General features: G+C 31.8%; 19 protein-coding genes, 1 tRNA gene and 1 pseudogene. All 21 read left to right on the forward strand.

The genetic code is table 11. The annotated features are described in order from the left end of the window. Nucleotides 1–58 precede the first annotated feature (58 nt). Nucleotides 59–134 (forward strand) — tRNA-Asn (locus QZ286_RS09590). 129 nt (nt 135–263) lie between these two features. Next, the gene (rplS, locus tag QZ286_RS09595) at nt 264–614 is read left to right on the forward strand and encodes a 50S ribosomal protein L19 (RefSeq protein WP_291256745.1); all 351 of its coding nucleotides are present in this window, start codon (nt 264–266) and stop codon (nt 612–614) included. Nucleotides 615–736: 122 nt separating this feature from the next. Further along, nucleotides 737–2,077 (forward strand): Sapep family Mn(2+)-dependent dipeptidase, encoded by a 1,341-nt coding sequence (locus tag QZ286_RS09600; protein WP_291256746.1) that lies wholly within the window; start codon nt 737–739, stop codon nt 2,075–2,077. 218 nt (nt 2,078–2,295) lie between these two features. Continuing rightward, the gene (gene lepB, locus QZ286_RS09605) at nt 2,296–3,234 is read left to right on the forward strand and encodes a signal peptidase I (protein WP_291256747.1); all 939 of its coding nucleotides are present in this window, start codon (nt 2,296–2,298) and stop codon (nt 3,232–3,234) included. 9 nt (nt 3,235–3,243) lie between these two features. Next, entirely contained in the window at nt 3,244–3,672 is a 429-nt protein-coding gene (gene rimI / locus QZ286_RS09610; protein ID WP_291256748.1) for a ribosomal protein S18-alanine N-acetyltransferase, read from the forward strand. 19 nt (nt 3,673–3,691) lie between these two features. Next, nucleotides 3,692–5,125 carry an adenylosuccinate lyase gene (gene purB / locus QZ286_RS09615; protein ID WP_291256749.1) on the forward strand — a complete coding sequence of 478 codons (1,434 nt, stop codon included), beginning with the start codon at nt 3,692–3,694 and terminating at the stop codon, nt 5,123–5,125. Between the two features lie 2 nt (nt 5,126–5,127). Further along, complete coding sequence (locus QZ286_RS09620) at nt 5,128–5,643, forward strand: Gx transporter family protein (RefSeq protein WP_291256750.1); 516 nt, start codon at nt 5,128–5,130, stop codon at nt 5,641–5,643. Beyond that, complete coding sequence (gene glmM, locus QZ286_RS09625) at nt 5,640–6,995, forward strand: phosphoglucosamine mutase (RefSeq protein ID WP_291256751.1); 1,356 nt, start codon at nt 5,640–5,642, stop codon at nt 6,993–6,995. The genes QZ286_RS09620 and glmM overlap by 4 nt, the downstream gene beginning before the upstream one ends. A 15-nt stretch (nt 6,996–7,010) precedes the next feature. Continuing rightward, the gene (locus QZ286_RS09630; RefSeq protein ID WP_291256752.1) at nt 7,011–7,718 is read left to right on the forward strand and encodes a class I SAM-dependent methyltransferase; all 708 of its coding nucleotides are present in this window, start codon (nt 7,011–7,013) and stop codon (nt 7,716–7,718) included. A gap of 107 nt (nt 7,719–7,825) precedes the next feature. Continuing rightward, nucleotides 7,826–8,044 carry an AtpZ/AtpI family protein gene (locus QZ286_RS09635; RefSeq protein WP_291256753.1) on the forward strand — a complete coding sequence of 73 codons (219 nt, stop codon included), beginning with the start codon at nt 7,826–7,828 and terminating at the stop codon, nt 8,042–8,044. A gap of 9 nt (nt 8,045–8,053) precedes the next feature. Continuing rightward, the gene (locus QZ286_RS09640) at nt 8,054–8,431 is read left to right on the forward strand and encodes an ATP synthase subunit I (RefSeq protein WP_291256754.1); all 378 of its coding nucleotides are present in this window, start codon (nt 8,054–8,056) and stop codon (nt 8,429–8,431) included. Between the two features lie 25 nt (nt 8,432–8,456). Beyond that, complete coding sequence (gene atpB, locus QZ286_RS09645; protein WP_291256755.1) at nt 8,457–9,323, forward strand: F0F1 ATP synthase subunit A; 867 nt, start codon at nt 8,457–8,459, stop codon at nt 9,321–9,323. A 30-nt stretch (nt 9,324–9,353) separates the two neighbouring features. Continuing rightward, complete coding sequence (gene atpE / locus QZ286_RS09650) at nt 9,354–9,626, forward strand: ATP synthase F0 subunit C (protein ID WP_005882859.1); 273 nt, start codon at nt 9,354–9,356, stop codon at nt 9,624–9,626. A gap of 57 nt (nt 9,627–9,683) precedes the next feature. Further along, entirely contained in the window at nt 9,684–10,190 is a 507-nt protein-coding gene (gene atpF, locus QZ286_RS09655) for a F0F1 ATP synthase subunit B (protein WP_291256756.1), read from the forward strand. Then, a complete protein-coding gene (gene atpH, locus QZ286_RS09660) occupies nt 10,187–10,711 on the forward strand; it encodes an ATP synthase F1 subunit delta (protein WP_291256757.1) in 525 nt (174 codons plus the stop codon). The genes atpF and atpH overlap by 4 nt, the downstream gene beginning before the upstream one ends. A gap of 27 nt (nt 10,712–10,738) precedes the next feature. Next, the gene (gene atpA / locus QZ286_RS09665; protein ID WP_291256758.1) at nt 10,739–12,241 is read left to right on the forward strand and encodes a F0F1 ATP synthase subunit alpha; all 1,503 of its coding nucleotides are present in this window, start codon (nt 10,739–10,741) and stop codon (nt 12,239–12,241) included. Between the two features lie 14 nt (nt 12,242–12,255). Further along, complete coding sequence (gene atpG, locus QZ286_RS09670) at nt 12,256–13,107, forward strand: ATP synthase F1 subunit gamma (protein ID WP_291256759.1); 852 nt, start codon at nt 12,256–12,258, stop codon at nt 13,105–13,107. An 18-nt stretch (nt 13,108–13,125) separates the two neighbouring features. Beyond that, a complete protein-coding gene (gene atpD / locus QZ286_RS09675; RefSeq protein ID WP_291256760.1) occupies nt 13,126–14,526 on the forward strand; it encodes a F0F1 ATP synthase subunit beta in 1,401 nt (466 codons plus the stop codon). A gap of 2 nt (nt 14,527–14,528) precedes the next feature. Beyond that, the gene (atpC, locus tag QZ286_RS09680) at nt 14,529–14,933 is read left to right on the forward strand and encodes an ATP synthase F1 subunit epsilon (RefSeq protein WP_291256761.1); all 405 of its coding nucleotides are present in this window, start codon (nt 14,529–14,531) and stop codon (nt 14,931–14,933) included. A gap of 233 nt (nt 14,934–15,166) precedes the next feature. Beyond that, nucleotides 15,167–16,120, forward strand: a complete 954-nt coding sequence (locus tag QZ286_RS09685; RefSeq protein WP_291256762.1) for an ROK family protein — start codon at nt 15,167–15,169, stop codon at nt 16,118–16,120. Between the two features lie 209 nt (nt 16,121–16,329). Next, nucleotides 16,330–16,466: pseudogene (locus QZ286_RS09690) on the forward strand (sugar ABC transporter ATP-binding protein); the annotation flags it as partial.

Consider the following 16,466-nt stretch of genomic DNA (forward strand, 5'->3'; position numbering starts at 1 on the left):
AAGTACTTGGAGGGAAGCCTCCTGGGAGGATAGGAACTTGCCAAGCTCTCATAAGAGTGCTTCCTTAGCTCAGTCGGTAGAGCATGCGGCTGTTAACCGCAGTGTCAATGGTTCGAGTCCATTAGGAAGCGCCATTTTTTTATTTTTTGGAAATGTTTTTACCTTGACAAAAAATTGAAAATGTGATAAAATACTAAAGTTAATTCGATATTCCGCTTTAATAGCAAAAAAAAATTAAATGAATATCTTTAGGAGGAGAATAAATGAAAGAAAAATTAATTCAATTAGTAGAGCAAAGCTACTTAAGAAACGACATTCCTGAATTCAAAGCTGGAGATACTATTGCAGTATACTACAAAGTTGTAGAAGGAAACAAAGAAAGAGTTCAATTATTCGAAGGAGTAGTTATCAGAGTTAATGGTGGAGGAATTGCAAAAACTTTCACAATAAGAAAAGTAACTGCTGGAATAGGAGTAGAAAGAATTATTCCTGTAAACTCACCTATGATCGACAAGATCCAAGTGTTAAAAATCGGTAGAGTAAGAAGATCTAAACTTTACTACTTAAGAGGACTTTCTGGTAAAAAAGCTAGAATTAAAGAAATCAGAAAATAGTAAAATTATGTTAAGAGATGGCGAAAGCCATCTCTTTTTCTTTCTAATAGCACTTTATACTTGCTTACTGGATAAATATATTATAAAATAGAAGTAATATATTACTATAACGGGAGGAAAGTATGGAAAAAATTTATTGTGAAAAATTAGAAGAGAATTTTATAGAGTTTCTAGGAAACCTAGATAGATTAATATCTATTCCCAGTTATTATCAAGAGGATAAGAGCGTATATCCTTTTGGAGAAAATATTCAAAAAGTTTTAGAGGAGATGTTGAGCATCTGTAAGGAGTTGGGATTTAAAACTCATATTGATCCAGAGGGGTATTATGGTTATGCTGAAGTAGGTGAAGGAGATAAATTAGTGGGAGTTTTAGGACATCTAGATGTTGTACCACCTGGAAATTTAGAAAAATGGGATAATCCACCATTTTCACCTGTTATAAAAGATGGTAAGTATTATGGAAGAGGATCACAAGATGATAAGGGACCTACATTAGCTGCAATTTATGCACTTAAAACTCTTTTAGATTCAGGACTAAAATTAAATTATAGAGTTAGATTTATCTTTGGAACAGATGAAGAGAATCTATGGAGAGATATGCCTAAATACATTGAAAAAGAGGAGATGCCTACAATAGGATTTACTCCAGACTCAAAATTTCCTTTAATATACTCAGAAAAAGGGTTATTACAATGTAAACTTGTAGGAAAAAATGAGAGTGGAATGGTATTTAAAGGTGGAGATGCCTTTAACTCTGTACCTTCAAACATGATTGTTCCAAAAGATGAGGAGTTAAAAAGAGTTTTAACAGAATTAAATTATGAATTTGAAGAGAAAGAGAATGATATTGAGATAATTGGAAAGAGTGTACATGCTCAAGTTGCAGAAACAGGAATAAATGCAATAAACAGATATATGCATGCCCTAACTCTATTAGGAAAAGAGAGTAAATCAGGTAAATTTATCTCTGAAAATCTAATAGGATTTGATTTTGCAGAGCCTATTTTTGGTTTAATAAAAGATGAACATTCTGGAGAGTTAAAATTTAATGTTGGAAAGATAGAGTTTACTGAAAATGAAGAGATTTTAGGAATAGATATGAGAATACCAGTTACTTATGATAAGGAAGAGATAGTAAAGACACTTTCTGAAAAAGCAAAAGAGTATGGTTTTGAGTATAGACAGCATGATTACTTAAAATCTATATATGTTCCTCTAGATTCAGAGTTAATAACAACTTTAATGAGTGCTTATCAAGAAGTAACAGGAGATATGGAGTCTCAACCTGTAGCAAGTGGTGGAGCTACTTATGCAAGAGCTATGGAGAATTGTGTGGCTTTTGGTTGTGTTTTACCTGGTCGTCCAAAGACTGAGCATCAACCTAATGAGTATATTGTTTTAGATGATATGAAACAGGCTATGAAAATTTATATGAAAGCTTTTGAAAAATTTAATAGATAGGTAAAAGAGCAAGTATGTTAAATAGTACTTGCTCTTTCTTTTTTAAGAGTCAGTTATTCTAAAGTTGCACATCTATTTTTTTCTAACAAATTGCAAGAAAATAGATAAAAAAGATATATATTTAATTGGGAAAGATTTTTTAATATAATTTTTTAAAATTTTATGCTAAAATATAAGAAGTAATAGTTGTTTATGAAATTAAAGATATGGAGAGAAAAATGGAAAAAAGCAAATTAATAATTAATGGAATTTTTTATTTGATTGTAACTATCATATTTATAATACTTTTTATTAAAGAAAAGCAGATTGGTTCTTTTATAAAAAAACATAGAGATGAATTTTCTGATAGATTGATAAGAAAGATGAATTTAGAAAATAAGAGCTTAGGAAAATTTATAAAAAAAGCAATAGGTTTTACTGAAAGTATTGGAACAGCTTTAATTTTAGTTGTTATAATTCAAAAAATATATTTAGGAAATTTTTTAGTGCCAACAGGTTCAATGGAACCTACAATAATGCCTAAAGATAGATTGTTTGGAAATATGGTAGTCTATAATTTTAGAAAGCCTGAAAGAGATGAGATAATTGTATTTAAAGAGCCAATTCAAAATAAGGTTTTATATACAAAAAGAATAATGGGATTACCTGGAGAAAAGGTAGCTATAAAAAATAATCACCTATATGTAAATGATAAGGCTATAGATTTGAGAGAGTACTCAAGCTTAGGGCAGTTAGGTGAAGACAGTTACTGGATAATTCCTAAAAAAGGTGATACAATTGAAGTTATACCAGGAGCTAATTATGGTGCTTATGTTTGGAGTAAAAATGGAGAAACTGTTGATGTAGCAGAGATTCAAAAACAACTTGTAGCTAATCCAGGAGCAGTAGCTAGTATATTACCGGATTTAGAGTTTAGAGTAAATGGTATAAAAACTGGTATGGTGTTAGATTTAATACATAATCCAGATTATGTTAAAAAGATATTTGCTGGAGAGAGAGTAAGTGTAGTAGCAGATGAAGATTACTACTTAGCTTTAGGAGATAATACTAATGGAAGTTACGATTCAAGAATGTGGGGATTTGTAAAAGAGAGCAGAATAAAAGGAAAGGCATTTGTTAGATTTTGGCCTTTAAATAGAATCTCTTTATTGAAATAGTGAGGGATTATGAGATTAGAGTATGAGATAGATATAGAGAGCTTAACTAGATTAGAAAAAATATGTTTTCCAACAAGTGCTTATACAGAGGAACAGTTGTCAGAGATGGTTCAGGATAAAGAGAGGTACAGTGTAATCGGAGTATCTTCTATAGAAAATTTAGTTGGATATGTGATTGTCTTTGATAATAGCGAAAGTTTAGAGATAATGAAAATAGCAGTTTTACCTGAATTTAGAAAAAAAGGTATAGGGAAGATTTTGCTAGATGAGATTGAAAAACTAAAAAAAGATATTTTTTTAGAAGTTCGAGAGAGTAATATAGTAGCCAGAGAGTTTTATGTAAAAAATAGTTTCAAAGAGATAGGTAAGAGAAAAAATTACTATAAGGATAACAATGAAGCAGCTATTATAATGTCAAAAGAAAATAATAAAAACTAATATAAAAGGATGGTAAAAGATGGAAACAAATATTTATTCAAACCCTTTAGCAGAGAGATATAGTTCAAAAGAGATGTTAGAAAATTTTTCACCAGATAAGAAATTTTCTACATGGAGAAAATTATGGATAGCTTTAGCAGAATCAGAAAAAGAATTAGGTTTAAATATAACTGATGAGCAGATTGAAGAGATGAAAGCTAATATTTACAATATAGATTATGAGTTAGCAGCTAAAAAGGAAGCAGAGTTTAGACATGATGTTATGGCACACGTTCATACATTTGGAACACAAGCTCCAAAGGCAATGCCTATCATACATTTAGGAGCAACTAGTGCTTTCGTTGGAGATAATACAGATCTTATTCAAATAAAAGATGGATTAGATATTGTAAAGACAAAATTAGTAAATGTAATTTCAGAGATGTCTAAGTTTGCTATGGAGAATAGAAGTCTGCCTACTTTAGGATTTACACATTTCCAAGCAGCACAATTAACAACTGTTGGAAAGAGAGCTACTCTATGGTTACAGAGTTTATTATTAGATTTAGAAGAGTTAGAGTTTAGAGAAAAAACTTTAAGATTTAGAGGAGTAAAGGGAACTACTGGAACACAAGCAAGTTTCCAAGAACTATTTAATGGAGATTTTGAAAAGGTAAAAGAGTTAGATAGAAGAATTACTGAGAAAATGGGATTTGATAAGAGATTTTTAGTGACAGGACAAACTTATGATAGAAAAGTTGATTCTGAAATTATGAACCTATTAGCTAATATAGCACAGTCAGCTCATAAATTTACAAATGATTTAAGACTTTTACAACATTTAAAAGAGATAGAGGAGCCTTTTGAGAAGAGTCAAATAGGATCTTCAGCAATGGCTTATAAAAGAAACCCAATGAGAAGTGAAAGAATATCATCACTGGCTAAGTTTGTAATAGCATTACAACAAAGTACAGCTATGACAGCTTCAACTCAATGGTTTGAAAGAACTCTAGATGATTCAGCTAATAAAAGATTATCACTACCTCAAGCTTTCTTAGCAGTAGATGCAATCTTAATAATTTGGAAAAACATATTAGATGGATTAGTAGTTTATCCAAAAATGATAGAGAAGAGAATAATGGCGGAGTTACCATTTATGTCAACTGAGTATATAATAATGGAGTGTGTAAAAAATGGTGGAGATAGACAAGAGCTTCATGAAAGAATAAGAGTACACTCTATGGAAGCAGGTAAAAATGTAAAGGTTGAAGGTAAGGATAACGATTTAATTGATAGAATAATAAATGATAAGTATTTCAATTTAGATAAAGAGAGATTATTAGAGATATTAGATCCTAAAAATTTCATTGGATTTGCTCCAGAACAAACAAAAGAATTTATAGATATAGAAGTTAGTCCGATCTTAGAAAAATATAAAGACAAATTAGGAATGAAGGCAGCTTTAAGAGTTTAATTATGAAAAAAGATAGAAGAGATATGTATTTGAAGGCTTTAGTACTACTGGCCTTGTATCTTTCTATTGCAGAAAACTTTATACCTAAGCCATTTCCTTGGATGAAAATAGGGCTATCAAACATTGCAGTTTTGATAGCCCTTGAAAAATTTGACTCTAAATTTGCTATGGAGTTAGTTCTTTTGAGAATATTCATACAGGGTTTGATGTTAGGAACCATATTTACACCTGGTTTTATAATAAGTTTAACTGCAGGAAGTTTGACAACTATATTTATGATAGGGTTATATAAGTTTAGAGATCATCTTTCACTAATAGCAATCAGCTCGCTATCAGCTTTTTTACACAATCTATTTCAACTGATAGTGGTGTATTTTTTAATGTTTAGAAATGTATCTCTATATTCAAAATCTATTATGGGTTTTGTATGGATATTTTTGCTTATTGGTGTAGTGGCAGGAATGATAACTGGATTTATTGGTGAAAAATTAAATTTGAGAAGGAGTAATACAAAATGAGAAAATATTTTGGAACTGATGGAATAAGAGGAGAAGCAAATAGAGAGTTAACTGTAGATATAGCTTTAAGATTGGGATATGCTTTAGGTTATTATTTAAAAAGAGAAAACCCAGACAAGAAAAAATTAAAGGTTATATTAGGTTGTGATACAAGAGTATCAGGTTATATGTTAAGATCAGCACTTTTAGCTGGATTGACTTCAATGGGAGTGAATGTAGACTTTGTAGGAGTTATCTCAACACCAGCAGTGGCTTATCTAACCAAGGAGAAGGATGCAGATGCAGGTATAATGATATCAGCCTCTCACAACCCAGCTAAAGACAATGGACTAAAAGTTTTTGCAAGCAATGGATACAAATTACCTGATGAAGTTGAGATGGAGATTGAGAGATTGATGGACGATCCAACTATCTTAGAAAATCCAATAGCTGGAGATAAGGTAGGACAGTTTAAATATGCTGAAGATGAGTATTATTCATACAGAGATCATCTACTTTCTTCTGTATCAGGAGATTTTACAGGAATAAAAGTTGTAGTAGATACTGCTAATGGTTCTGCTTATAGAATAGCAAAAGATGTATTTTTAGCTCTAGGAGCAGAGGTTGTATTGATAAATGATGCTCCAAATGGAACAAATATAAATGTAAAATGTGGATCAACTCATCCAGAGATTTTAGCTAAGGTAGTAATAGGTTATGAAGCAGATCTAGGATTAGCATATGATGGAGATGCAGATAGACTTATTGCAGTTGATAGAAGAGGAAATATAATTGACGGAGATAAGATAATAGCAACTCTTGCAATGGGAATGAAGAGAAAAGGTGAGTTAACAGGAGATAGAGTAGTAACTACAGTTATGAGTAATATGGGATTTGAAAGTTACTTAAAAGAGAATGGAATAGAGTTACTAAGAGCTAATGTTGGAGATAGATATGTTCTTGAGAAGATGTTACAACAGAGTGTAGCTATTGGTGGAGAGCAATCTGGACACATAATACTACTACAATATGCAACAACAGGAGATGGAGTTTTAACTTCTTTAAAATTGGTTGAAGCTTTAAGAGATGAGAAAAAATATTTAGATGAAATGATAAAAGATATAAAAGATTGGCCACAAAAATTGGTGAATGTTGTTGTAGATAATAAGAAAAAAAATATATGGAATCAAAATAAGAATATAGTGGATTTTATTGCACTAAAAGAGAAAGAGATGGAAGGATTAGGAAGAGTCCTAGTTAGAACATCTGGAACAGAGCCATTAGTAAGAGTAATGGTAGAGGGAAAAGAGACAGCTATGGTAGAGAAGGTTGTAAATGAGATAGCAGATGTTGTAAAAAAAGAATTAGCTTAGTTTAAGGAGAGAGAGATGTATAAAGTTTTCTCAAAATTATATGATAAATTTATGGAATTTTCAGATTATGGTGCTTGGGAAAAACAAGTTGAAGAGCTTATTGAAAAAGGAAGTCCAGATGGGAAAAGATTACTAGATATTGGTTGTGGAACTGGGGAACTTCTTTTGAGAATGGCCAAAAATTACCAGTGTGATGGTATGGATATCTCTGAAGAGATGTTGAAGATAGCACAGAAAAAACTGAAACATAGAGAGGTAAAACTATTTTTAGGTGACATGGTGGAGTTTGATACAGGATATAGATATGATATAATGGTTTCACTTTTTGATACTGTTAATCATCTAGTTTCATTAGAGGAGTTAGAGGAGCACTTCAAAAGTGTCGAAAATTCATTGAACTCAAATGGTATATATATATTTGATGTTGTGGATAGAGAATTTATGGAGACAATGTTTCCAGGAGGAGTATTTGTAGATAATAGAAAAGAGATAACTTGTATCTGGGAACATGAGATAGAAGAGGGTATTGATTATATTGATGCAACATACTTCTTAAAAAATTCTCGTGGTAGTTGGGAGAGACTTAAAGAGTCTTATGCCAAAAAGATATTTACTCATACAGAGATAGAGGAATGTGCTATTAAAGTTGGTTTAAAAATGATAACAAGAGTGATAAATGATAAGATAGCAGGAAAAAGATCTGTATATTTATTGAAAAAATAAATGTTATTTATTACATTATAATAAATAATTTTAGTAAAAAACTATAATAAGTTTGACTATTTTTGTTTTATATTATAAAATTGTATAGCAAAGAGATGTGAATATGTATGAAATATATCAAATGGATGACAAAAGATACTCTATATGCGTTATCTTTATTAAGTTATTTAGGCTTTTTAATGGTAGGGAATATACTGTTGTATGTAGGAATATATAAGTTAATAGAGAGGTTTTTTATTAAAAGTACAATTCTATTTATAGCTCTTATTATAGTTGGAGTTATAAGTGGATTCTATAATGTATATATGACAATAATGAAAAAATAAGGTGATTAAGTGGACAAGGTAAAAATTTTATTTAAAAGAACCTGGATTACAGCTTTAGCTATATTAGTCTATGGAGTGATAGTAGGGAGCAAAGAGGTATATTTAGGGATGTTCTCAGGAGCGGTAGTGTCTATTTTAGGACTTTATTTATTATGTTTAGATGTAAAAAAAATAGTTGCAACACAACAGGGATCATATAAAAGAGGTATATTGGGTTATTTACAGAGATACCTTATATATGGGATTTACTTGGGAGTGATAGGTAAATTTTTTGGCCTATCAATGATAATATGTTCGGGACTAGGGCTTCTCAATGTGAAAGGTAATATCTTATTGATGGCTCTTTCTGATAAAGTTTTAAAAATAAGGGATAAAAACCTAAAATAAAACAGAAAGGAGGGTTTAATCGGCAATGAACAAACTAAAAACATTTATTCCAATAGTCATAATAGCAGTAATTGGAGGAATAGTAAGAAAGCTTAGCTTTATAGAGTTTCAGGTACCCCCTTTGGTAGAAGGACCTAAGGTAGTTTTCTTTATACCATTACCAGAGTTTCTTCAGAAGATGCCTTTTGCAATGGAATTGGCAAATGGAGGATATGGTTTACCAGTAACAATAACTGTAGTTACTACTTGGTTTTTAATATTTTTTATGTTTATGTTATTTAGAATTGGAACTAGTAAGCTAGAGGTAATTCCTGGAAAATTACAACTTATTTTAGAGAGCATCTATGCTTTCTTAGATGGAGTAGTAGAACAGATGATGGGTTCTTGGAAGAAAAAATATCTATCATATATAGGACCATTATTTCTGTTTATATTTACATCAAATATAATAAGCTTTTTCCCAATTCCTTGGTTTTCTTTAAGTGATGGACATATTAGTTTTGCACCAGCTTTTAGAACACCAACTTCAGATTTGAATACTACAGTTGGACTAGCACTTTTAACAACATTTATGTTCTTAAAAGCAAGTATAAAATCTAATGGAGTTTTAGGATATTTTAAAGGTTTCTTAGCACCAATTCCAATAATGTTACCATTAAATATAGTTGGTGAATTTGCAAAACCAGTAAATATATCAGTCAGACTTTTTGGTAATGCCTTTGCAGGTGGAGTAATAATGGGTCTTCTATATATGGGAGCTCCAGCAGTAGTGCCAGCAGCATTACACTTATATTTTGATTTATTCTCAGGACTTGTACAAAGTTTTGTATTTATAATGTTAAGTATGGTATATATTCAAGGTTCTTTAGGGGATAGTGAATATACAGAATAATAAAGTTTTTTAAAATCAGGAGGTATAGAAATGGATCAAATGTTATTAGCAAAAACAATAGTATTAGCAGCATCAGCAGTAGGTGTAGGGTGTGCAATGATAGCTGGATTAGGACCAGGAATTGGAGAAGGTTATGCAGCAGGTAAAGCTGTTGAATCAGTAGCAAGACAACCTGAAGCAAAAGGAGATATAATCTCTACAATGATCTTAGGACAAGCAGTATCTGAGTCAACAGGTATCTACTCACTAGTTGTATCACTAATATTAATGTATGCAAATCCTTTCATCGGATTATTAGGATAATCCTTTAATCAGTAAAGAAAAAAGAACTGATTATCATTTGGAAAGGAGGTAGAAAATTTGGCGACAACAACAATGCCAGTAGTATCAGTAGATATAAATATGTTCTGGCAGATAATAAACTTTTTTATACTTGTTTTTGTATTTAACAAGTATTTCAAAAAACCTTTAGGTAAAATGTTAGACAGTAGAAAAGAAAAGATAACTAGCGATTTAAGAGAAGCTGATGAAAATAAAAAAGCAGCATTAAAACTTCAAAAAGAATCTGAAGATATTTTAAGAAAAGCTAAAATCGAAGCAAATGAGATATTAAAAACAGCTGAAAAGAAAGCTGATGAGAGAAGAGAAGATATATTGAGTGAGGCAAAAACTCAAAGAGAAAAAATATTAAAAACTGCAGAGATGGAAGCTCTTAAGATAAAAACAGATGCTAAAGAGATGTTACAAGAGGAAGTTAAAGTTCTTGCAGTTCAATTAGCAGAAAAGCTTATTGAAGAGAGAATAAATCCAAAAATCGAGTCTACCTTAATAGATGAGTTTATAGAAGGGGTAGGGGAAGAGAAATGATAGCTAACCAAGTAGGAAGAAGATATGCTGAAGCTATTTATGAAATCGCAGTTTCTACTGATAAAGTAAAAGAGATATATGAAGCATTAAATCAGATGATGGAGCTTTATAAAAATGATAATGATTTTAAAACTTTTATAACTCACCCTCTAATAGAGTTGGATGAGAAAAAGAAAGTTTTAAAAGAGATGTTCAAAAATTCTGGAGAAACAATCCAAAATATAGTTTTTTATATTTTAGATAAAAAAAGAATGGAGAACATAAGAAATATAACAGCAGAATACTTAAAAATATACTATGAGAAAAATAAAATTCTTGATGTAGAAGCTATATTTGCTGTTGAGCCTACTGAAGCTCAAAAGGCTAAATTGATAGAAAAATTAGAAAAGAAAACTGGTAAAAAAGTTAAACTAGTTACTAAAGTGGATAGAGCTATTTTAGGAGGAGGTATCATAAGAATAGGTGATACTGTAATCGATGGATCTATACGTAAAGAATTAGAAAATATTAAAAAGAAATAATGATTTGTAACAGGAGGTGTAAATCAGTTGAACATTAGACCAGAAGAGATTAGCAGCATAATAAAAAATGAGATTGAGAACTATAAAAAAAGTCTTGATATAAAAACTTCAGGTTCAGTGTTAGAGGTAGGAGACGGTATTGCTAGAATCTACGGATTAAGTAGTGCAATGTCAGGAGAACTTCTAGAATTCCCTCACGGAGTTATGGGAATGGCACTTAACTTGGAAGAGGATAACGTTGGAGCCGTTATTCTAGGAGACTTCTCTCTTATAAAAGAGGGAGATGAAGTCAAAGCTACTGGAAGAGTTGTTTCAGTTCCAGCTGGGGAAACTATGCTAGGAAGAGTAGTTAATGCCCTTGGAGAACCAATTGATGGAAAAGGTGAAATAAAACCTGAAAAATACATGGAGATCGAGAGAAAAGCCTCAGGAATTATCTCGAGAAAACCTGTATCAGAGCCACTACAAACAGGAATTAAATCTATAGATGGAATGGTACCTATTGGTAGAGGACAAAGGGAATTAATTATCGGAGATAGACAAACAGGAAAGACAGCTATAGCTATTGATGCTATTATCAACCAAAAAGGAACAGGAGTAAAGTGTATTTATGTTGCTATTGGACAAAAGAGATCAACTGTAGCACAAATTTATAAGAAATTAGAAGATGCAGGGGCAATGGAGTATACAACTATCGTTGCTGCAACAGCTTCTGAAGCTGCACCATTACAGTATATGGCACCATACTCAGGAGTAGCTATGGGAGAGTACTTTATGGATAAGGGAGAGCACGTATTAATAATATATGATGATCTTTCTAAACATGCAGTTGCTTATAGAGAGATGTCACTACTACTTAAAAGACCACCTGGAAGAGAAGCTTATCCAGGAGACGTATTCTATTTACACTCAAGATTACTAGAGAGAGCAGCAAAATTATCAGATAAATTAGGTGGAGGATCAATTACTGCCCTTCCTATAATTGAAACACAAGCTGGGGACGTATCAGCATATATTCCTACAAACGTAATTTCAATTACAGATGGACAGATATTCCTAGATTCACAACTATTTAACTCAGGATTTAGACCAGCTATTAACGCAGGTATTTCAGTTTCAAGGGTTGGAGGATCAGCTCAAATAAAAGCTATGAAACAAGTTGCTGCAAAAGTAAAACTTGAATTAGCACAATACAATGAGTTATTAACATTTGCTCAATTTGGATCAGATCTAGATAAAGCAACAAAAGCTCAATTAGAGAGAGGTCACAGAATAATGGAGATCTTAAAACAAGCTCAATACAAACCATATGTTGTAGAAGAGCAAGTAGTAGCTTTCTTTGCTTTAATCAATGGATTCTTAGATAGCATTGAACTAGATAAAGTTAGAAGATTCGAATCAGAATTAATAACTGAACTAAGAAATACAACAGGTATTTTAGATGAAATTAGAGAGAAAAAAGCCCTTGATAAAGAGCTTGAAGCTAAATTAGGAGATGCTATCGAAGCATTCAAAAAGAATTTTAATTAGAAAGAGGTGAGAAAATGGCTGGAGCTAAAGAGATAAGAAATAGAATAAAGAGTGTTCAGTCTACTCACCAAATTACTAAAGCTATGGAGATAGTTTCCACTACAAAATTTAAAAGATTTTCAGCTCTAGTTGTTAAATCTAGACCTTTTGCTGAAAGTATCCAAACTATACTTTCAAATATAGCAGCAGGGATAAAAAGTGAAAGACACCCTCTTTTTGATGGAAGAGAAGAGGTAAAAAAAATAGGTGTGATAGTTATGACTTCTGACACAGGACTTTGTGGAAGTTTTAACCATGCAACTTTAAAAGAGTTAGAAAAGATAAGACAAGCAAATAGTGGAAAAGAGGTTTCAGTAATTGCTATCGGAAAAAAATCTAGAGATTACTGTACTAAGAGAAATTATGATTTAAAAGCTAGTTATGTACAATTAATTCCTGAGACAATGGGAAAAAAGGCACAGGAGATCAGTGAAAATATTGTAGAGTATTACTATGAAAATATTTTTGATGAAGTGTATGTAATCTATAATAAATTTATATCAGCTCTTAGAAGTGATTTAACTGTTAAAAGACTTATTCCAATAGAGAGAGTAGAAGCTAAAGAAAATACTTCATATATTTTTGAACCAGATGCAGAGACTATATTATCTGCACTTCTTCCAAAATATTTAAATGTTGAGATCTATCAAGCATTACTAAACAATGCTGCAAGTGAGCATTCTGCTAGAAAAAATTCAATGAAAAGTGCTACTGAAAACGCAGAAGAGATGATAACAATGCTTAATTTGAAGTATAACAGAGAGAGACAAGCTGCAATTACACAAGAGATCACAGAGATTGTTGGAGGAGCAGCAGCTTTAAATTAAAGATTAGGAGGCAATAGAGTGGAAAACAAAGGAACTATAACTCAGATTATTAGTGCTGTTGTGGACGTTGCTTTTAAAGATAAATTGCCTAATATATACAATGCCTTAAAAGTTAAGGTTGATGATAAAGAGCTAGTACTAGAAGTACAACAGCATTTAGGTAATAATGTAATAAGAGCAGTAGCAATGGATTCTACTGATGGACTACAAAGAGGTATGGAAGTAATAGATACTGGAGCTCCAATAAAAGTTCCAGTAGGAAAAGCAGTATTAGGAAGAATATTAAACGTTTTAGGGCAACCAGTTGACGATAATGGACCTGTAGAAACAGAAGAGTATCTACCAATACATAGAGAAGCTCCAAGTTTTGAGGAGCAAGAGACAGAAACAGAGATTTTTGAAACAGGAATCAAAGTAATAGACCTTTTAGCACCATATATTAAAGGTGGAAAAATAGGACTATTTGGAGGAGCTGGAGTAGGAAAAACAGTTCTTATTATGGAGCTTATTAATAACATAGCTAAGGGACATGGAGGGCTTTCTGTATTCGCTGGAGTAGGAGAGAGAACAAGAGAGGGAAGAGACCTTTATGATGAGATGACTGAATCAGGAGTTTTATCAAAAACATCTCTAGTTTACGGACAGATGAATGAGCCACCTGGAGCAAGACTTAGAGTTGCTCTTACTGGACTAACAGTAGCAGAGAACTTTAGAGACAAAGAGGGACAAGACGTTCTACTATTTATAGATAACATATTCAGATTTACACAAGCAGGATCTGAAGTATCAGCTCTATTAGGAAGAATGCCTTCTGCAGTTGGATATCAACCAAACCTAGCTACAGAGATGGGAGCTTTACAAGAGAGAATTACATCTACAAAATCTGGGTCAATCACATCAGTTCAGGCTGTATACGTACCAGCTGACGACTTAACTGACCCAGCACCAGCAACTACATTCTCACACTTAGATGCTACAACAGTTTTATCAAGACAGATAGCATCACTTGGAATCTATCCAGCTGTTGACCCATTGGATTCAACATCTAAAGCTCTATCAGCAGATATAGTTGGAACAGAGCACTATAACGTTGCTAGAGAGGTTCAAGAAGTATTACAAAGATATAAAGAACTTCAAGATATTATTGCTATCTTAGGTATGGACGAGTTATCTGATGAGGATAAATTAACTGTATCAAGAGCAAGAAAAATCCAAAGATTCTTCTCACAACCATTCTCAGTTGCAGAGCAATTTACAGGAATGGAAGGAAAATATGTTCCAGTAAAAGAGACAATCAGAGGATTTAAAGAGATACTAGAAGGTAAACATGACGATATCCCTGAACAAGCTTTCCTATATGTAGGAACAATAGAGGAGGCAGTAGCAAAGGCGAGAGACCTTATGAAAGGGGATGAATAGTTATGGCTACATTTAAAATTAAAGTTGTAACTTATGAGGAAAAAGTACTTGAGCAAGAGGCTGACTTTGCCTTAGTAAGAACAACAGAGGGGAATATGGGAATACTTCCTAATCACTCTCCTTTTATTGCAGGACTTAGTACAGGAGAGATGAAAGTAAGACTTGATGGAAAAGAGGATAAATACTTTATTTCAGAGGGATTACTTGAAATTTCTAACAATGTGGTAACTATTATAGCTAACGAAGCTATACCAAGTGATAAACTTGATATAGAGAGAGCTAAAAGAGAGGTAGAGGAGCTAAAAGCAAAATTAGCTAAATTACAAGAGGATAAAGATATTCTTTTAACTCAAAAAAATCTACATAAAGCATTGATGAAAGTACAAGTTGCTGAAAAACTTTTATAAAAAATAATTGAAGCTGTTACAAATTGTATTCTTAAAAAGAGTATAGTTTGAACAGCTTTTTTTAATACTTCGTAAATAATCTAAATAAAATCTTGAAAATTTAGAAAAGTTCGTTATATAATTAATGGTGAAAATCCAAATTAAAAGATGAAATTTAAAACAAATTATAAAATTAGTGAACTTATTTTAAATGTTGTTATAAAATAGATTACAGTGTTAATTAAGGAGGAGTTATGAAGTATTTTGTAGGAATTGATATTGGAGGAACAAATGTTGAAATAGGACTTTCAGATAATACTGGAAAAATTTTAGGAAAGAAAAGTATGAAAACAGAGTCTAAAAAGGGAGCTGAGGATACTTTTAATAGAATTTGGAAGAAGACACAGGAGTTAGCCAAGGATTTAGAAATTGATATATCGGAGATTGAAGCAATTGGAATGGGAATACCAGGACCTGTTGTAGAAAATTCAATTGTAAAGATTGCTGCTAATTTTTCTTGGGGAAATGATTTCAATGCTAAAGAATTGATGGAAAGAGTATCTGGAAAATTAGTAAAAGTAGAGAATGACGTGAAGGTAATATCTTTAGGAGAGGCACTTTTTGGTGCTGGAAGAGGATATAAGAACAGTATAACAATACCTATTGGAACAGGGATAGCAGCTGGAATAATAGTTGATGGGAAGATAGTAAATGGAGCAGGAGGAATAGCTGGAGAGTTTGGACATATAGTTATAGAAAAAGATGGTTATAACTGTGGTTGTGGATTGAAGGGATGTTTAGAGACTTATTGTTCAGCAACAGGGATTGTTAGAGAGGGAAAAAGAAGATTGAGTGAGGATAAAAGTGGTAGATTATATGAGTGTATAGCTGGAGATCTTGAGAAGTTAGAAGCTAAACAGATATTTGATCTAGCTAAATCAGGAGATAAACTATGTAATGAGATAGTTGATTTTTTTGCTGAGAAATTAGCTCAAGGAATAGGAGTACTTTTAAATTTGTTGAATCCTGAAGTGATTATACTTTGTGGTGGTGTTGCCAAGGCTGGGGATATTATAGTGGAGAGAGTAAAGAGATTTCTTCCTAAGTATGCTTTAAGTTTGACATTGGATAATTTAGTTTTCTCTTTTGGAGAGCTAGAGGAGGAAGCAGGAATAAAAGGGGCGATAGCTCTTGTAATTGAAAAATAAAAATAAAACTACATTTTCTTATTCAAGAAAAATGTAGTTTTATTTTGACAAGAAACAATATTGAATATACTGAAAATAAATATTACTTACATTAAAAAAACATTTTATCATTGACAATAGATAAAAAAAGATGTAAAATTTTGTTGAAAGGTACGGACAACAGAATGAATGAAAATAGTAAAAAATAAACTGAAATTGGAGGCTATTAGATGTCAGAGGTAGTATTAAAAAAAGTAGAGAAGCAGTATCCAAATGGATTTAAAGCTGTACATGGTATAGATTTAGATATTAAAGATGGAGAGTTTATGGTTTTTGTTGGACCTTCTGGTTGTGCAAAATCAACTAC

Source organism: Fusobacterium sp., from assembly GCF_019012925.1.
GTDB lineage: Bacteria > Fusobacteriota > Fusobacteriia > Fusobacteriales > Fusobacteriaceae > Fusobacterium_A.